The 18,931-nt window shown below is 67.4% G+C and carries 10 protein-coding genes; 2 read left to right on the plus strand and 8 right to left on the minus strand.

Annotated features, from left to right (window positions below; genetic code table 11):
* Positions 1-17: 17 nt before the first annotated feature.
* Positions 18-389 (minus strand): roadblock/LC7 domain-containing protein, encoded by a 372-nt coding sequence (locus tag LMT64_RS06450; protein WP_126351417.1) that lies wholly within the window; start codon positions 387-389, stop codon positions 18-20.
* A gap of 327 nt (positions 390-716) precedes the next feature.
* Here LMT64_RS06450 and rpoZ point away from each other — a divergent pair, with 327 nt between their 5' ends.
* Complete coding sequence (rpoZ, locus tag LMT64_RS06455; RefSeq protein ID WP_126351418.1) at positions 717-1,016, plus strand: DNA-directed RNA polymerase subunit omega; 300 nt, start codon at positions 717-719, stop codon at positions 1,014-1,016.
* Positions 1,017-1,169: 153 nt separating this feature from the next.
* Here rpoZ and LMT64_RS06460 read toward each other — a convergent pair whose 3' ends face one another.
* Together LMT64_RS06460 and ispF are read right to left on the minus strand one after the other, a co-directional pair.
* The gene (locus LMT64_RS06460) at positions 1,170-1,640 is read right to left on the minus strand and encodes a tRNA (cytidine(34)-2'-O)-methyltransferase (RefSeq protein ID WP_170165927.1); all 471 of its coding nucleotides are present in this window, start codon (positions 1,638-1,640) and stop codon (positions 1,170-1,172) included.
* The gene (ispF, locus tag LMT64_RS06465) at positions 1,633-2,127 is read right to left on the minus strand and encodes a 2-C-methyl-D-erythritol 2,4-cyclodiphosphate synthase (RefSeq protein ID WP_126351419.1); all 495 of its coding nucleotides are present in this window, start codon (positions 2,125-2,127) and stop codon (positions 1,633-1,635) included. Before ispF ends, LMT64_RS06460 begins: the two co-directional genes overlap by 8 nt.
* 281 nt (positions 2,128-2,408) lie before the next feature.
* Here ispF and LMT64_RS06470 point away from each other — a divergent pair, with 281 nt between their 5' ends.
* Positions 2,409-13,109 (plus strand): translocation/assembly module TamB domain-containing protein, encoded by a 10,701-nt coding sequence (locus LMT64_RS06470; protein WP_126351420.1) that lies wholly within the window; start codon positions 2,409-2,411, stop codon positions 13,107-13,109.
* Between the two features lie 184 nt (positions 13,110-13,293).
* Here the strand turns inward: LMT64_RS06470 and LMT64_RS06475 are convergent, their stop codons facing one another.
* The 5 genes from LMT64_RS06475 to LMT64_RS06495 all read right to left on the minus strand — a co-directional run bounded on the left by LMT64_RS06475 (position 13,294) and on the right by LMT64_RS06495 (position 18,894).
* On the minus strand, positions 13,294-15,159 hold the full coding sequence (locus tag LMT64_RS06475) for an ABC transporter ATP-binding protein (RefSeq protein ID WP_126351421.1): 1,866 nt from the start codon (positions 15,157-15,159) through the stop codon (positions 13,294-13,296).
* A gap of 82 nt (positions 15,160-15,241) precedes the next feature.
* The gene (locus LMT64_RS06480) at positions 15,242-15,877 is read right to left on the minus strand and encodes a hypothetical protein (protein WP_126351422.1); all 636 of its coding nucleotides are present in this window, start codon (positions 15,875-15,877) and stop codon (positions 15,242-15,244) included.
* On the minus strand, positions 15,877-16,683 hold the full coding sequence (locus LMT64_RS06485; RefSeq protein ID WP_126351423.1) for a hypothetical protein: 807 nt from the start codon (positions 16,681-16,683) through the stop codon (positions 15,877-15,879). Before LMT64_RS06485 ends, LMT64_RS06480 begins: the two co-directional genes overlap by 1 nt.
* 54 nt (positions 16,684-16,737) lie before the next feature.
* Entirely contained in the window at positions 16,738-18,384 is a 1,647-nt protein-coding gene (gene mutL / locus LMT64_RS06490) for a DNA mismatch repair endonuclease MutL (RefSeq protein WP_126351424.1), read from the minus strand.
* Between the two features lie 72 nt (positions 18,385-18,456).
* Positions 18,457-18,894 carry a hypothetical protein gene (locus LMT64_RS06495; protein ID WP_126351425.1) on the minus strand — a complete coding sequence of 146 codons (438 nt, stop codon included), beginning with the start codon at positions 18,892-18,894 and terminating at the stop codon, positions 18,457-18,459.
* Between the last annotated feature and the right edge of the window lie 37 nt (positions 18,895-18,931).

Consider the following 18,931-nt stretch of genomic DNA (forward strand, 5'->3'; position numbering starts at 1 on the left):
AGTGGCGCGGGGCGCGATTAGAGAACAGTGGTGACGCGGCTGGCGGCGTCACGGGCTTCCATGTTCAGCAGACCCACGTTCATGCCGCTGGGAGCCACGACTGCCAGCACGCCTTTGCGGCCTGCGGCGTAGATGTACACCTGACCGTCCAAGCCCGCCACGCTCATTTCGCTCAGGTCACCCGTGCCCAAGGTGTCGTTGATGCGCTTACCCAGACCCAGGGCGGTCGCGGCCATGGCGGCCACACGGTTACCGTCGGTGTTGTCGGTAAACAGCTGGGCGATGGGCAGACCATCGGTGGTAGCGATCAATGCACCGCGCAGATCGGGAATGGCGCTCCGCAGGTCGGAGATGATGGCTTGCAGTTGCTCTTGTTTGCTTCCGGTCATATGGACTCCTTTACTCAGAGAACTCACTGTTCCCCAGGTTCTCCAGCTGGGACGATTCCCTGCTTTCTGAACAGGGTTATCAAAACACACCCGAATTGACAGAACCGTTACACAGCTGAGGCACTTTGCCCGGTCTGTGCTGCGCCCCACCTTTAGCCAAGCTCCATTATCGGTGTTTAAACACCTGGTTGGCCCTCAGGCACGGCAACGTGGGCCTGCACAACGAATTCAGAAGCTCAGGTGGCAGCGTAAGGAGCGCGGGAGTATACTGGGACGCTTGAGCAGCCGACGGCGCTGCTGCACCCCCCACACCCTCCAGGAGGAGTCATGGCAGAAAAATACATTGACCGCATGCTGGACATGACGGACAGCAAATACCGCCTTTCTGTAATTACCGCCAAGCGCGCCCTGCAACTCAGTGCTGGAGCGCCCAGCGTGTTGCCCGCCGATCAGAAAGCCAAGATTCACAATGTGGTCACGCTGGCCATGCGCGAACTGGCGACCGGACAGCTGACCACCGGCCAAGAACTGATTGACGAAGGCCGCTTTTTCCAGGATTATCAGCGCCAGCGTCAGATCGAATTGCAAAAGCAGTTGACTGCCGAGCGCGAGCGGGAACGCGACTAAAACGAGACCAAGTGGCCTGCACGCCATCTGCACCCCCACCGCCGCGTGGGGTTTTTTTTGCCTAGCCGCAGATCAGAGCTGGAAAAAAGGTGGATTGGCCCGTTGATGCACACAGGACGCAGGCGGGTGGTGTGCCAAACGCGGAAATTGCCACTACCAGCCTTCAATCTGCCGCGCAGCCTCAAAGGACGCCACCCCCACCGCCACACTGAGATTCAGGCTGCGCCCCCCACCGGGTTGCGGCAGCTTGACGCCGGGCAGCGGCCCGCGCAACCACAGCGGCAGCCCCCGCGACTCAGGCCCGAACAGCAGATGGTCGCCGCGCCGAAAGTCGGCCTGGGTGTGGTAAGTCTGCGCGTGGGTGGTCAAGGCCCAGACCCGCGCTGTTGCGGGCAACGTGCCTTGGAAGGCGGTCCAGCTGGCATGTTCGTGCAGCTCGACACCCTGGAGGTAATCCATCACGGCCCGGCGAAATTCACGGTCACTCAGATGAAAGCCGTAGGGCCGAATCAGATGCAGGGCCGCGCCGAGCACCGCGCAGGTCCGGGCAATGTTGCCCACGTTGCCTGCCTTTTCCGGCTCGAACAGGACCACGTGCAGCAGTGGGCCAGCCGCTTCACTCATGGTCAGCCTCAGGCAGCAGCAGCACCGTGACACGGGCCTGCACATGGTCTGGGGCCAGCCGCTCGGAGGTCTTGAAGCTAAGGCCAACCTCGCCGGGAGCCAGGCCGCACAGCGCCGCAACATGAGCGGCGATCTCGGCGCGCAGCGGTCCCAGCCGGGGCTGATCCAGCGTCACCACCAGCGACAACTGGGCCAGGGTGTAGCCGCGCTCACGGGTCACGTCCAGCGCACGGGTCAGGATCTGCGCTGAGTCGAGGTCTTTCCAGGCCGCGTCGGTATCGGGAAAATATTGGCCGATGTCCCCAGCCGCTACACCCGCCAGCAAGGCGTCAGAGAGGGCATGCAGAATCACATCACCGTCGCTGTGGGCCACAGCGCCACGCTCGGCGGGCACCGTGACACCACCCAGGACCAGGGAGCGGCCAGCGCTCAGGCGGTGGGCATCTTCGCCGTAGCCGATTCGGTAAGGCAGGGGGGCAAGAGTCATGGGCCGGATTGTAGCGGGAGTGGCGCTGCCTAAGTATCCCGTCAGCCTGGCGCTGCATGGCCCTCCAGCGCCCACCCACACGGCACGGAGCAGCAGCGAGTTTCTCACTGCCTGATCCCGTAAGATAAGATCCTGATGTGGTTGAGGCTTCACCACAACCTGCTGAACCAGTTGCAACGCCCTGAAGGTCCACTCCCCCCAGGACTTTCGGCCCCCGGTGGTCGCCGCCGGGTCGGTCAGGCGCTGCCGCATTCTGCTGCCTTGCCAGCCGGAACCGACGCATGACCAGGCCGGAAGCAGTGCCCCAAGCTCCGGTGCGCCGTGCCCGCTCACGGCGGCGCACTGCGGCGCTCTCGGCGGCGGCCCTGGCTCTGCTCCTGGCCTTCATGGCGGCTTACGCTCCGGCCCTGCTGGGCCGCTGGATTCTGACCCGTGTGACCGAGGACGTGACCGCTGAGCGAATTGACGGACCGCTTTGGAACCCGGTCCTCCAGGGTACCCGTGTAGAACTGCCAGGTATCACGGCCCGCGCCGAGCGTCTGGGGGTTAGGCTAGCGGGCTTCGATTTCGGGCAAAAGATTCTGTATGTCTCGGTTGATCTGAAAAACGCTGAAGTGGCCGTGGAGTTGGCCGAACTGTTGGGACAGGGTGAGGACGCCATCACCACCGAAGAAGGCTGGAAGGTGCAGCTGCGCCAGCTCACCGTCTCGGACACGTCGCTGACGGTGAATGGTGAAGGTGCCAACGTGCCGGACGGCACCTTCAAACTGACCCAGGAAGACGGCGTCGTCACTGCCACCGGGCAAACCGAGAACGGTGCCCTGAACGCTCAGCTGCGCCTGCAGGAAACGCCGCAGGGGACCGAATATGTCACGACCTTTAAGGGAGACGCCCGGATTCTGCGCTACTACTGGGAAGGCGTAGAAGAAGGCACGGTGAGCGGTGTCTATGTGCTGGGTCAGGGGCCGGTGCGCGGCGACATCAAGCTGACGGACGGGCGCGTGCAGGTGCCGGACGCCGAGTGGGCCGAAGTGACCGAGATTACCGGCAGTGCCATTCACCGGGGCGACCTGATTCAGGTGGGCCTGCGCGGCGTAGGCTACGGCGAGCCGGTCACGGGGCGGGTCAACGTCAATCTGGCCCGCGAGGAGTGGAAGGCCGAACTGCTGGCCTCGCCGCAACTGGCGGAACTGGGCGAAGCGCTCGGCACTCCCGGCGAGGGTCAGCTGAGCGGGCGCGCCTGGGCCCGCAACACTGGCCCCGGCTGGGGTGGCGTCACGGTGGGTGCCGAGGCGACCAGCCAGGGCGGCTCGCTGGCCGGTCTGCCGTTCAGTGGGCTGGGGATGGACTACCGCTACCTGCTGGCAGAGGGGCAGGACGAACCACAGATCAACCGCTGGACGCTGGACGCCGACACCACCTTGCTAGGCGAGCAGCGCCTGAGCGGTGTGTGGAACTTTGGGGGAGCTGGGCGGGTCGACTGGCAAGGAGAACTGCTGGACGCGCCGCTGGACCTGAACGCCACCATCGCACGGGAGCTGCTGGACGGCGAACCCGCCGACATCGCCACCATTACCGGGAACGGTCTGGGCGGTCCAGTGGATGGCCGCTTGGCGCTGAGCGGCGCCCTGGTGGATCTCCGGTTGCGGCCTGCGCTGAGCGCCCTGAGTGGCGACCTGGCGGTGACCGGACGAACCGGTGACCTGCGCGTGACCGGGCGCGGCCTGAACTTGGCTGGGTTCGCGCTGGACGGCCAGGCCCAGTTCAGCGAGGCAGGAACGGTGGCCCGTCTGACCCAGCCGACTGGCGGCTCGCTGCGCCTGGACCTTGACGGGGACTGGCGTGGGCAATGGCAGGCGCAGGGTCTTCAGGGCAGCGGCGTCACCCTCAGTGGTCAGGGCGGGCTGGATGTGAACAACACCCTGCTGGGCGGCGTGCTGAGTGTCCGCAGTGGCCTGCTGGAAGACCCCCTGAGTGGTCCTCTGAGGGTCAACTGGGGCGAAGAACAGGGCCGCTGGACCGCCAGTGGGCAACAGTTGGAGTGGCGTGGTGAGCGGCTGTACGCCAGCCTCAATAACCTGCGCGTCAGCAATGGGGTTCGCCTGGACGGCCAATTGAATGCCTCGCTGGGCCTGGATGACCTGCGCGGTACCCTGCGCGGCACCGGCGACGGTTTCCAGGTCACCGCCACCGGTGAGGGCAATCGCGCGCGCTGGCGGGGCACGCTGGGGGATGCGGGCCGTCCCATCACCCTCAGTGGCGTGACCGAACTGAGCGGGGACTTCGCAACCACCCTGGCCCTGGACGGCGCGGCTGTGGCCGCCGACGTGCAGCTGGAAGGCAGCGGCGTGACCTTCGACCTGCGAACCGGCGGCGAGCGAGCACAGGGCCGCATAGAGGGCGAGCAGTGGGACGCCCAGGGCCGCGTCAATCTGGGGGCACTGCGACCAGTGCTGCGCGGTGTGCTGGGGCAGGATTCTCCACTGGCCGATCTGAGTGGCACGCTGAACCTGAACCTGGCCGGACTGGGTGGCACCGCCCGGATTGAGGCGCAGGCTGCGGGCGCAGCCCTGGCTGGTACCCTGCGGCGCGCTGGCGGCACCGTGACCACCCAGGGCCTGCGGCTGAGCGGCGGCGCGGGCAGCGATCTGGCTGGATTCAGCGCCGTCGCCAGCGGCACCCTCTATCCGGCAGTGGACGTACGCGGGTCAGTCACGCTGGGCCAGCTGGGGGGCGTGACCGGCCTGAACGGTCAGACCCTCCAGGCGCGTATTTTCGGGGATTACGACAACCTGAACGCCGCCTTAAGTGGCCGCACGGGGCCGCTGACCCTGAGCGGGGCCGAGTTGCCTGCGCAGACGCTGGCCCTGACAGGCCGCTTGACCCCACAGCCAGAGTTGAGCGGGCGCTGGGGCGACCTGAACCTGAGCTACAGCGGCGCGTCAGGCGTCTTGAGCGCCGAGGGCCGTCAGACCTTGCAGTTTCAGGGCCAGGCCGCCAGCGTGCGGGGCCGCGTCCGCTGGGGCGCAGGCTGGCAGGGCGAGGCCGATCTGGTCGGCACAGCAGAGGGTGGGTACGCCGTGACGGCGCGCGGTCCCTGGTCAAGGTTGCGTGTCACGGCGTCGCACCCCGACGGCCTGCGGGCCGCTGGCACCGTCAATGCTGCGCAGCAAAGCTATGACCTGACCGTATCGGGCCGGGCCGAGGGCTTCGGGGTACAGGGCCGCGTCTCTGGTCAGGAACTTCAGCCTCAGGGCCAGTTGACCCTCACCGACGACCAGGGGGGCCGCGCCTTCCTCACCCTGAACGGCCTGGATGACCTCAGCCTGCGGGCGCAGTCGCTGCGGATCGGCGGGCAGACGGTCAGCGGTGATCTGCGCAGCGAATACGGTCTGGCCGACGGTCTGCTGACCACCACCCTGAACGGCCAGACCCTCACCCTACGGGCCAACCGGGGGCAGGTGAATGTCAGCGGCACGGTGGCGGATCACCGCGTGCAGGCCAGTGGCGTGCTGCGGCTCCCCGGCAGCGCGGGCGGCAGCTTCAGCCTGAGTGGCCTACAGGTGGGAGTCCGTGGACCTTACCTGACCGCCCAGGCGAGCGGTTCCGTGGAGGCCCTGCGTGGCCAGATCACGCTCCGCGCTCAGCAATTTGGCAGCGGGGACGCCGCCCTGATCCTGCCCGAGCAGACCCTGCCCCTAAACGCCAGCCTGACCCCGCTGCGCGCCACAGTGGGCGGGCTGACCTACGCCGATGGCCGCTGGAGCGGCGACGCGGCCCTCAGTTACCTGGTCCGTACGCGGGGTGGCGGCATTCAGACAGCCAGAGGCGGTCAAGTGCGGCTGGTCGGCAGCGGGCGTACCCTCAGCGCCGTCCCGACGGGGGCGCTATCGGGACGGGTAGCCCTGCTTCCGGAAATCGGCGGGACACTAAGTGCCGAGACTGCGTTATTAAGTCCTCTGTTGCCGGAACAATTACGCGGTCTCCAGGGTGGCCGCCTGACCGCCGACCTCGGCAGGAACGGTGCCCACCTCCGCAGCGAAGGAGTCCGGCTGAACGGTGCAGCGCTGGGCCTGAAGGCCCGTGTGGACTGGGCGGGCGGCTTTGCCCCAGACGCGCTGCGGGTGGGCGGCGTGCTGACCCATGCCCGCAGCCGTCTCCCCTTCACGCTGGCGGGCGGCGATCTGCGGGTCACGGGCGGAGTCCTGGGTGCCCAGACCCTCCAGGCGTTCGGCATCGGTGACGCTCAGGTTCCCGAGGACGCCCTGCTGCGCGGCGACCTGTTCTTGCCGGACGCGCTCGGTGACCAGCCGGGTGATTCCTTACAGGCCACCGGACTGCTCACCTCAGGCCGCTCACGGGCACCCTTCCAGTTACGGGGCCGCCGCCTGCAACTCTCGGACGCCCTGGTGGATGTACGCGACATCCGCCCGTTCACCCAGGCTGACCTGCCTGACTCCGGCACCTTCCGGGGTGACCTCACCGTCCCCGACATCTTTAACTTTGACGCCGGAGCGGTGCAGGCGCGCGGGGTGCTGGCGACGGACCACTCGCGGGCACCGCTGACCCTGCGCGGCGGCACGCTGCAGCTGCAGGGGGCCGTGGTGGACGTGCGCGATATCCGCCCCTTCGTGGACTTTGACCTCCCCGACACGGGCACGTTCCAGGGCAACCTGACGGTCCGCCGCCTGGCTGAGTTCGATCTGGCGAATGTCCAGGCCCGTGGCACGCTGCTGACCGGTGAGACCCGCCTGCCGCTGCAACTGGCGGGCCGCGCCCTGACCGTGACGGGCGGCACGCTGAATCTGGCTGATCTTGCGCCCTTCATAGATTTGCCGGCCAGCGGCGTGCTGCGCGGCGACCTCTTTTTACCGGACATCACCGCGCCCCGCGTGGAAACGGCGCGGGCCGACCTGCTGGCCGATCTGACCGCCACCGAACTGGTGGACACCGCCGCGCGGGGCCGGGTGCAGGTGCGCGGTAGGCAGCTCTGGGCCGATCTGACCGGGCAGGCGCAGGGCACGCCTTTTGCGCTGCGCGGCGACCTCTACCCCCGCGCCGACGCCACCCTGCAGGCCGAGGGACTCACCGCCCGCCTGAGTGGCAGCGCCGAGGGCACCCTGAACCTGCGGGCCAGCGGCGAGTACCAGGGCCGCGCCGTAACCCTGCAGGGCACGCTGGACGGCCTGCTGGCCCAGGACCGCAGCGCCCGCGCCCAGCTGTCGGGTAACGTGAGCGGCGCACAGCTGGACCTGACCCTGGCCGAAGCCGGAAGCAGCCTGAACGACTGGCGGGTGGGCGGCTCGGTGCTGGTTCCTGACGCCTCCACCCTGGACCCTGGCCTCACCGGATCGTTGAGTGGCAGCGTCGGCGGTACGCTAGGTCAGGCCGATCTGCGGGTGCAGGGCACGGTGAACGGCTTTGCCCTGAGCGTCCCGGCCACCTTTGAGGGCGGTGAGCTGCGCGTGCAGCAAGCCCAGGCCAGCTCGCCCGAGTTGGGCACGGCGACCCTCAGCGGGCTGGCCTTCCCACGCCTGAGCCTCAGCGGAGCCGCCCAGCTTCAAGGCCAACTGGCGGGCCGCTACGACCTAAGTGTGTCCGGCGACTACGCGGCACCTACTGCAAAGCTGAGTGGGCAGTTGGCGGGAGAACCTGGCAGCTTCCATTCCAGCGGCCTGAACCTTGGCGGTACGGCGGTGAGCGCAACCTTGCAAGATGGTCGCTGGCAGGCGCAGCTCCGGGGTCCGGCGGTCAGTGGGACCGTGCGCGGGGTACTGGGGGGCCAGGTGGCCGGACAGGAGAGTCCGCTGGGCCTCCAGAGCGCCGATCTGAACCTGAAGGCCCGCTACCGCCGGGATGAGGACAACCTGACACTGACCGGACCGCTGGCCTGGAGTGCCCAGGGATGGCGCGGCAATCTGGACGTGCGCGGCATTTTCGGCGGCGAGAACTTGCAGGCCTCGGCAGTGGGCGCAGGCGTGCTGAGCGTCACTGCCCGCCTGGGCGACGCCGCACTGACCGGAGAACTGGGTCGCCTGGCCCCGCTGCGTCCCGAAGGTTGGGTGCAGTTGCAGGACTGGGATATCGCCGCGCTGTGGGGCCGCCCCGACCAGCTGCGCCTGACGGGCCGCGCCGACCTGGCCGGAGCCGACTGGTCCAGCGTACAGGCCCGCCTGAGCGGACAGCTGGACGACGTCACCGGCGAGCTAAGCGGCGTCTTGAGTGGCGAGTGGACCGCTGGCGGCGGACGTCTCCACCTAAACGGCCCCCGGGTATATGCCGACGCCAGCTTGGTGGACAGCCGCTACCGCCTGGACCTCCGCTTTGAGGAGGAAGAACAGGTGGGCCTGGCCCGCTTGCTGCCTGCCGAGTGGGGAATGGAAGCGCTGAAAGCCTCCGGGCAGCTGAACGTACGCGGCGGGCCTGACGGTCTGGACAGCCTGGACGCCAGTGGACTGGAAGTGAACGGCGTGCAACGGGACGCCGGACCATTTACCCTGTATGGCCGCGCCAGCTACCGCCCGCAGGAGAACACCCTCCAAGCCGCACTGGCCGGTGGGTATGGCGGCGGTCTCTTCCGAATTGGCGGCAGCCTGCCGCAGGGTCTGAACGTGCAGGTGGCGAATGTCTCGCTGGACGCCCTGGGCAGCGAGGAGTTGGCACTGGGCCGCCTGAACGGCGAAGCCACCCTGACCGGACCGCTGGACCGCGCTGACCTCAGCGGCGAGTTCTGGACAGCTGGCGGTAACGTGAATGCCCGCGTGAGCCTGCTGGGCCGCTTGGATGACCCACGCATACAGGGCAACGTCAACCTGAGTGGTGAGACGAAGGGCCTGGTGTACTTCAGCGCCCAGGACTTTGATCTGGCCGCCCGCACCTTCAGCAGCGAAGTGCGCGGCCAGGTGCGGCAGGGCGGCACCGTGGCCGATCTGGACTTGCAAGGCCGCTGGCCCGCGCTGGGCGGCACGGCCACGGTCACGGCACCAGGCCTGCAAGAAGCCGTCACGCTGCGTGGGCAGGGCGGGCAGTTCGTGCTGGATGCGGGCGCAGCCGGCGGCGGCACCCTGAACCTGACGGCAAGCCGTGGCTGGCTGCCGACCCTCTCGGCACAGGCCGACCTCAACCCGCTGGCCCTGACAGCAGGTGCGTCTGGCGAAGCCCGACTGCACCTCACGGCGGGCGGCGACCTGAACGCGCTGAATGTCCAGGGCACCCTCAGCGCTCCTGAGGCCACGCTGGGCGGCGTAACGGTACGTGACCTGAGCGGCACGTTCGGTGGGTCGCTCGCAGGCGGACTGGAAGGCCTGAGCGGAGAATTGACCCAGACTGGGCAGGCGGTGGGCACCCTGGCAAATGGAGTCCTTACGCTAGGCAACCTGACGGCTACGGCGGCCGGGTCTACCCTCAGCCTGAGTGGTCCGGTGAATGTCACTGACCTCAGCGCCGATCTGAAGGCCCAGGCCAGCGGAGCATTGAGCGGCGGGCTGAACCTGAACTACACTGCCGGGCAACTCAGCGCCAGTGGCGCGCTGGAGGGCCTAGGCTACCGCGTAGGCGTGGACGTACAAGGCTCCGAGGCGCAGGGCTGGAGCGGCAGTGTGACGGCCCGCGACGTGCAGGGCAGCGCCGAAATTCTCAGTACCCCCGCCACGCTGAATCTGAGCGGCGCGTGGGACCAGCCACGCCTCAGCGGCACCCTGGGTCTGTTCGGGGGGAGCGCGGCACTGAACGCCAGTCCCGATGGTGCCGTGCTGACCCTGTCGGACGGAGTGACGGCGCAGGGGTCCGGTGAAATCCGCGTGGCCCCCGATCCGGCAGGCGTCTGGCGCTGGAGTGGGCAGGCCAGGGTGAGCAGACCACGCATCCGGATCAGCGTCACCCCACGCGGCGAGCTGGCCGACCCTATCGTGGGTGTCTTGGCAGCGTGGGGCAGTTGGCAGGCCACGGGCTCAGTCAGTCCGCAGTCGGGCCGACTGAACATCAGCGACGGCGAGCAGCGCGGTGAGGTGCAATGGCGTGGGCAAACCGTCGCAGCCGATCTGCCGGGCCTAGACCTGGGTGGACTGAACTGGCGCGGGCTGTCGGGCCGCCTCACGGCGCAGGGCACGGTGGACCTGGCCAGCGGCGAGGGCCAGTTGCCGTTCTCGGTCACCGGGCTGCGCTCACCCTGGCGGGTGGACGCCCTCAACCTGCCGCTGGCCGGGGATATGGCCGGGACGGTCAGCCTGCGTGAAGGTCGTCCCAACGTCCAAGCAGAACTGGACCTGGGCGGCGACGGCACTGCCAGCGGTCAGGCCACCCTGAATGTTCAGCAGCAGGAGAGCGGCCTGTGGTTCGGCAACTTGGCCGCTGGCCTGAGCAATCAGGGTCGCCGCCTGAGCGCCAACCTCCGTTCGGACGCGGCAGGGCTGACCGGCCAGGTCCGTGCCGACGGATACCCGCTGCACCTGCTGGACCAGACCCTGGCCCTGAGTGGGAGCGCCGAGCTGAGGGGGCAAACCTTCAGCACCGACCTGCTGGTGACCGGCGTGGCCGGCGAAGCCTCACTGAGCGGCAGCGGCAGCCTGGGCGCAGCGCTGCCGACCCTAGTAGGTCTGACGGCGCTGCAAGACACCGGCGAGAGTTATGACCTCCAGGGAACACTCAGCCGGGTAGATATGGCCGCCTTGGACCTGGTTCCCGACCTGACCGGAACGCTCAGCGGCGAACTGGACATCACCGAGGGAGCCGGTCAGTTCGTGCTGCGTTCGGCAGACCTGAATCTGGCTGACGAGGCGCTGCCCAGCCGCTTTGAGGGGGTCCGCATCGGTGAGGACTGGCGGATCCGGGGATATCTGGGCGACACCAATATCTTTGCGGGGGTCAGTGAGGGCGTGCTGTCGGGCAACGCCGAGTTGCAGGGCCTCCCGCTGGGCGCGGTGGCCAACGCCCTGGCCGGCCAGACCCTCGCCGATGGCCGCGTGACCGGCGTGGCCCGCTTTGAGGCCCCGCTGACCGATCCGCTGTCGGGCAACGCCACCGTCGTGGCTGAACGCATTCGCCTGACCACCTTGCCCGACGCCGAAACCGGCGCTGAATCCGAAACGCTGACCGGCTCCGGCACGCTGGACTTTGCAGACCGCGAGTTGCGGAACATTAACGTGCAACTCGCGGGCGCGGGCACCTGGGATATCCGGGGTCAGTACACCCGTCAGAACGTGAATGTACAGGCCAATTTCACGGAAACCACCTTCACCCCCTTGCTGGCACTGGTTCCGGGCCTGGCCGAGCAGAATCCTCGACTCAAGGGCAGCCTGAATGTGGCCGTAGTTGGCGATTACGGGCAGCCACAGGGCACCCTTGATGCCCGTAATCTGCGCGGCGCCCTAGGCGACATCTCGCTGGACCTCCCACAGCTGACTGGCCGCCTGAATGAATCCGGCGACTGGACCCTGGGCGGCGCACTGAGAACCGGAGGCGCACTGGATTCGGCAGGGACGCTGCGCGGCAGTGGACAGTGGCGCGGCTGGCAGCTGGCTGGATCTACGCTGGGCTACAGCGGCCAGCTGGCCCCGCGCAACTTCGGCACGCTGCCCAATGTGCAGGCCACCCTCGCTCAAGACAGTGCTGACCCAGACCGCTGGGTGCTGGATGCCCGCTCCGATACCCAGAACGCTGCGACTGGGCGCGGCACACTGGAAGTCAGCGGTCAGTTGATTCCGTCTTGGGATCTCAGCGTGCGGGCCACCAATTACGACCTGGCCGTCCGCACGCTCTACCTGCGCGAGTCGGCGCTGAACGCGGCCCTGACCCTGCGCGAAGATGTGGGTGGGGACGATATCCGTGTCAGCGGGTCGGCCAACTTCGCGCGGGCTATCCTGGGCCGCCTGAATGCCACCGACGACCTGAGCACCCTGGTTCCCGATCCTGAAAATCCTCTGGCGGGGGATGCGGAAGGCGATCAGAGCGATTTCGTCAGCCCACTGCCTGAGCAGTACACCACTTTCCCCAACCTGGAACCTGAGGGGGAAGAGGAAACGGCCGAGGCCCGCCCGGCATTGCCACTGCTGGAACGCCTGGTACTGGAAGACATTCCGGTGCGTTTCCCCGGCGGCATCCAGCTGGAAGACAGTCTGGCCCAGGCCTCGCTGGAAGGTGGACTGGTCGTGAGCGGCACAGCGGCACAGCCCCAGATCCAGGGTGGACTCAGTGTCCAGCGCGGCACCCTGCTCCTGCGCGACACCGAGTTCAACGTGCGCAGCAGCGAGATCGAGTTCGGCGGCACCTCGCCCTATCCCAACTTCACCCTCCTGGCCGACGCCCGCGCCCGCCCGATCACCGGCGGAGTTGCGGTGCCACTGACCCTGGACGTACAGGGCCGCTTTCTGGAGGACGGCGCCGGCGGGGCCACCCTGGACCTGCAAACGACACTGCGCTGCACGGAGGCATCGGCGGCCTGCACCGACGCCCAGAGCGGTCTTCCCTACACCGAGTCGCAGCTCTATGCCCTGGTGCTGACGGGCGTGCCTAATGTGGAGAACCTGCCGGACGACCTCGGCACCTTGGGCGCCAGTGCGCTGAATACGGCGCTGAATGTCTTTGTGCTGGGCGAGCTGAGCCGCACCCTGGCCGACGCGCTGGGCGTGGACGTGCTGCGCTTTACCCCCGCGCTGGTCGGCGACGGCGGCAGCACCATTACCATCGGATCACAGCTGACCGAGAACCTGTACCTGGAATACCAGGTGGACCTGCGCGGTGACGGACTGCTAGACGCCACCTACACCACCCCGGATGGGCGCTTTACCTTCAAGGTCAGTACACCGTTCGACTTCGGCGGGTCCAACTCGTTCCAGCCCAGCCTGAGTGCCGCCTACAACTTCGACAACCGGACGTCAGTGTCTCTGAATCTGGAAAACACCGCTGAGAGCACCCGCTTCGGCATCGGAGTGCAGTACCGCCTGCGCCGCGACTTCTGGAACAACTGGTTCACGCGTGACCCATAAGCGGCCAGGGTGCCCAGCATAACCTTGACGAATACTGCATAACGCGCTACAGTAGTGAACATAACCGCTCCGAGTGAGCGGGTTTTTTATTGATCTGCCCACATGCAGCGGCGGGACGGCCCGCCACTGATAGTCACGTTGCTCCCTAGGTCAGCCACTCCGAAGTTGAGGAGGCCGCCAACCTTCAATCACTGCTGAGAAGTGAGGCCGGGTCAGGCTCGCGCTCCAGCCAATCACGGCTCTCGCTGTACTGCCTTGCCTGCAAGGCCCACAGCTCGGCGTACTCGCCGCCTGCCGCCAGCAGCTCCTCGTGGGTGCCGTCCTCGGTGATGCGCCCCGCATTCATCACGATGATCCGGTCGGCCATACGGACACTGCCCAGGCGGTGGGTGACCAGCACGGCAGTGCGCCCCCGGCTCAGCTCCGCGAAGGTGCGGAAGACCTCAGCCTCGCTGCGGGGGTCCAGTGCGGCGGTGGGCTCGTCCAGAATCAGCACGCGGGCGTCTCGGTACAGCGCGCGCGCCGTGACCAGTTTTTGCCACTGCCCGCCTGACAGGTCCACCCCGCCGTAGGCCTGCCCGATGCGCGTATTCATCCCGCTTTCCAGCCGGGGGAGCATGGCCGTCAGGCCACTGGCGTCGGCGGCATATTGTAGGCGCGGCGCATCTTCTTCCTGACCGAGCAATACATTCTGGCGCACGTCCCACTCGAAACGGGCATAGTCCTGAAATACGGCGGCCACCTGCGAGCGCCAGGCTTGCGGGTCCACGTCACGCAAGTCCACCTGCTCGCCTGCTCCGCCCAGTAAGATACGGCCCTGACTGGGATCATAAAAGCGCAGCAGCAGCTTGACCAGCGTGGATTTGCCCGCGCCGTTCTCGCCCACGATGGCGACGGTCTGCCCTTGTGGGATGTGCAGTGAGAGGTTTTCGATCACCGGGGCGTGGCCCTGATAACCGAAGGTCACGCCGTCCAGCGTCAGGTCGAAGCGCTGCGGCAACGGAAGCGGCTCGGCAGGTACGGCCACAGAGGGCACAGCGTCTAGAAACTCGTAATATTTGCCGAACCAGTGCAGGTGCTCGCTGCCTACGCCCAGGCTGTCGGCCAGTTCCTGCAACTGCCCGCGCACCTGACTCAGCGCACCGATCACCAGCACCACTGCTCCCGGTGTCAGATTGCCCAGCTGAGCCTGCCACACGGCGTAGGCAAACACGCCCGCCGTGACCGCCAGCGCCAATATCTGCGCGGGCAGCACGCCGATCAGCTGTTTGTTGCGGACTCCACGCATGGTGCGCTGATAGTCCAGCGTGCGCTCAGTGTACTCGTGGGTCAGATAGGGCATCAGCCCATACAGCCGGATTTCCTTGGCGTAGCCGTGATTCAGCGCCGCCTTTTGAAAATAGTTCAGCTCTCTGGATGCCTGGGTGTTTTGAATGGTCATGCTCCAGCCCAGTTCGTACAGCCGCATCTGGGTCAGGGTGAGCGGAATCATGCCCAACACCACCACCAGTGGCACCCACCACCCCACCGTGAGCAGCACCCCAGCTACACTCAGCAGGCTGACCGCCGTCGCCAACAAACCCAGGATGGTGGCGGTCAAATTCAGCGGCCTGCGCGGCGCGCCCATCTGCAGAATTTGAATATCGTCGTGAAAACGGGGGTCTTCCAGAACTTCCAGGCCCGGCAGGTCGTTCATCTTGTCCATCAGTCGGCGCGAGGTCTGCACGGTGAAGTTATCGGCGGCGTAGCCCTGCAGGACCTGCCGCGCCACCCCGGTCAGCTGACCCAGCAACGCCGCGCCCGCCCAGGCTCCGGCCAAGAGGGCCAGGTTGGTCTCACCGCCCGCGGCCACTTCGGACACGCCGTCCACCGCCCACTTGGAAATCAGTAGCGTGACTGCGGGAATCACCCCACCGATCAATGCCATCAGACCCAGTAGCGTGACCAGCAGCGGCGAGGACCGCCACAGCTCCGGCAGGGTGCGCCACAGAATCTTAAGCAGACCAGCCGTGTCAGGTTTGGTTTCGTCGCGCAGGCGGGGGCGGGGCACGGAAAGATTGTAGATGGTGGACGGGTGGTGGATGGAGAGGAGTGCAATTGAGCCAGGAATGTTCAGGACCGAGAAGTGCGGCCTACAACTGCGGCGCGTGGGTGGTAGGCGCAGGCACGGGCCGGGGCCGAGGCTCGCGCACCAGCAGGCCCAGCAGCGGGGCCAGGGTCAAGCCAATCAGTCCCCAGAACGCCGGATTGAGGATGCGAATGCTTTCCTCGCTCTGGCAGCCCCCTCCTTCTGACCAACCGGTACATTGCTCCGCCACCAGATATGGTCCGAACCCGGACAGCGAACGCCCTGGTTCCGGCCCAGCAGTGAACAACGCATTGATCTCGCTTGCCGCGTAGGGGAGCCACGTCAGCCCCGCCACGATCAGCAAGGCAGCGGTCAGGCTGTGCAGCGTGAACATGGCCCGCGCCGCCGCGAACTGCGGGCGCAGCGGCCACAGCAGCAGCGTATTCAGCAGCGCCCAGCCCCACAGCAGCGGGTAGGTGTAATACGGTCCGACGTGAGGATCACCCTCATAAAAAGTGAGCCAGGGGCGCAGGCCCAGCCGCACCTGATCCGCCATAGCGTAGGGGTGTGCGCCCCCGTCACTCATGCTCTGGCCTATGCTGAGCAGCTCTGGCCAGGCCAGCAGCCACAGCAATCCGGCGGCGAGCAGGCCCAGCGCCGCCCAGCCTTTGAGACGGCCCGCCGACCCCAGCAGGCACATCAGCGGACCTGAATAGACCGGACCACGCTGTCCAGTGCAGAGAGGCGACCTACCCGGCCTTCGGCGTCCAGCTTGGTGGTGAGGTCGCAGAGATACTGTTCGTTCTTTTTCGCGAAGGCTTCCTGGCTCAGCCCACCCGGCGTGCCAGGAAAAGGAGCCAGAAAGCCCCGGTTGCGGCTGTCCTCACGTTCAATCTGCTCGGCGGTGGGCAGGGTGCGGACCTCGTAGGGCACGTGCATGATCACCAGATGTTTGCCGTCGCGGGTGACGCCCTGGAAGGTGTAGCGAACCGCCGTGCGCGGAAAGCGGATGCCCGCTTCCTGCGAATACACTGTCAGGTAACGGAAGCCCTGGATGTCATTGTTGCTGATACGGGCCAGCGAACCGGACGCGGCCTGGGCAGCGTTAGGCAGCGGCAGATAAGGCAGGCCTCCAGCAACACCACCCTTCCGGAGGGGGCCACCCTGCGCCGCCGCTATCACCCGGTTCACCTCAGCGCTCAGCGCACCCATAGGGGCCGGATAGTGCGACTTGAGAGTGTCCAGCGGAATCACCGCCACATAGGCCGGTGGTTCCTCTCCGGCGTACTGGGCTTGCCAGGTCCGGCCCGGCACGTTCAGTACGGCGCGGGTATGGGCCGGCAAGGTCATGACTGGGCCTTCCGGTTGCGGCACGCTGGCTACCCGCTCTACCGCCGCCGTGCGGCCTATCGGGGCAGCATCTACCTTCAGGGTCGGCAAGGACTGGGCCAAGCCAGAGGCGCAGAGCAGGGCCAGCGGGAGGGGCAGCAGGCGTAAGGGGTGCATGGTCACAGTTTCGGCCCGCAGTCTGACGGACCGCTGACGCCGGGTAAAGCGGGCTTAACCGTCCAGATCCCGCCCCCGCGCCACGTCGCGCACGCCGCGCCGCCCGAAGGTGTGCGCCAGGTCGCGCTCCGAGAGGCGCAGGGTGGTGGGCCGTCCGTGCGGGCAGGCCCAGGGCTGGGCACAGGCAGCCAGCCCCGTCAGAATCTGCGGGCCATTCTCCTCGGTGACGGCCCCAGCCTTGAGCGCAGGCAAGCAGGCCAGCCGCGACAGCAGTTCGCGCTGCGGGTCGCCGCCTTCACCCAGGGCCGTGTCAATGACGCTGGCGTGCAGGTCCGGCACCGGCAGCGCCGCCAGAGCCGCTGGCAGCGAGCGCAACCGTGCCAGCCCCGCCCCGAACGGTTCGATGACCAGTCCCCAGGCGGCCAGGGCTTCGGCCCGCTCGGCCAGGCGGGCGGCCTGTTCGGGGGTCAGGTGCAGCAGCTCCGGCGTGGGCAACTCGAACGGCGGCAGCTCGGCCACTCCGCGCTGCAATTCCTCGTACAGCGCCCGCTCGTGGGCGGCGTGCGCGTCAATGACCCACAGGTCGCTCTCCGATTCGGCCAACAGGTACAGCTCCTGATACACGCCCAGCAGCCGCATCTCAGGGAAGATGCCGGAAGGAGCAGCGGGCATCTCCTGAGCGCTCTCGGCAGGCAAGCGCAGGTCCGGCAGGGCGCGGACATGCGGTACTCCCGCCAGGGCAGCGGCCACCGCCTCCCGCACCTGCGCGGCCAGCCCCGGCAGGTCGGCCAGCGCCACCACCTGCTTGCTGGGGTGAACATTGGGGTTGTGGGCCGCTGGCGGCACGCTTAGGTTCAGAACCGCCAGTGGCGCGGTGCCGGCGGGCAGCAGCTCAGCGTAGGCGTCCAGCACCGCCTGTTCCAGCTCGGCGGGGGCCTGCACCGGGCGGCCATTCACCGCAAAGTGCAGACGGTCCCGCCGCGCCCGCGTCAGTTCGGGCCGCGAAATCACGCCGCTGATGCCCGCCGCCGCCAGCGGCAAGACCCGGTTGGCACTCACCGGGCCGTAAATCGTCGCCACCGCGCCCCGGTGATCGCCCGGCGCGTGGCTCAGGCGCACCTCGCCGTCCACGGTCAGCCGCCAGTAAAGCTGCGGGTGGTGCAGCACGTAGCGGCCTAGCAGCGCCGTCATTTCACGGACTTCGCTGGCGGGCGGGGCCTGGGTCGCTCGCCGGGCGGGCTGACCCGCAAACAGCCCCCTCACTGCCGCCGACGTACCTGCCGGGGCCGAGGCACGCGTCACCGTGACCGCGTCGCCCTGCGCCCGCAAGTGGGCCGCGCCCAGTTGCCCGGCCGGGCGGGTCAGCAGCGTCAGTTCGCCCGCCTGCGCCGCCGCCCAGAGCGCCTCGCCCCGAAAACCCAGCGTCGAGACGTGATCCAGTCCCCCCTCTCCCAGCTTGGAGGTCGCGTGCCGCAGCGGGGCCAGCCCCACCTCGGCGGCGGGAATGCCGCGCCCGTTGTCGCGCACCGTCACCAGTCCCAGCCCGCCGCGCTCCACTTCGATTTCCAGGCGGGTGCTTCCCGCGTCCAGCGCATTTTCCAGCAGCTCGCGCAGCACGTCCAGCGGGCGCGACACCACCTCGCCCGCCGCGATCTGGCGGGCGACTTCGGGCGGCAGCAGGCGAATGTGCGGGTCGGTCATCGTCGCCCACAGGCTAGCGGGTTCAGGACAGGCAGAGTGTGGAAGGGGTTCTGTTATTTGCGTAAACAGGCTTCAGTTGAAAAACCAGGCGACAAAGCTGGCAAAATAACGGCCCAGATCGCCCAGCCGGTCTACGTCACCGCCCGTGAACTGATCGGCGTCCTGCTGCACGGTGTTCAGCATCGTCTGATAGGGATTGCGGTCATCGTACCAACCGGGAGGGGCCGCCGGGTCAACGACCAGGGGATGGGCCGCCTCCCAGGCCCGCGCCGCTGCACTCAGGTCTTGCACGGTTTTGCGGCTGACCAGTGCGGGAACGTAGACACTGGCCCCGGTGTCATGGATGGCCACACCGTTGGTCACGAACTCGTGTGGGTCATCCCGGCCCACTTCGCCCAGCCGCGTCAGCCCCTGCTTGAGCGCCAAGTTGCCCAGGCTGGCGGGAATAAAGCAGGAAGCCAGCATGAAAACAGTGAGCAGCAGCGGCGGCCAGGGCGAACGGGGGTTCATGCGCTCACGCTAGCGTCACCGCCTGAAAAGAGTCTGA

Origin of the sequence: Deinococcus radiophilus (assembly GCF_020889625.1) — a bacterium.
Taxonomy (GTDB): domain Bacteria; phylum Deinococcota; class Deinococci; order Deinococcales; family Deinococcaceae; genus Deinococcus; species Deinococcus radiophilus.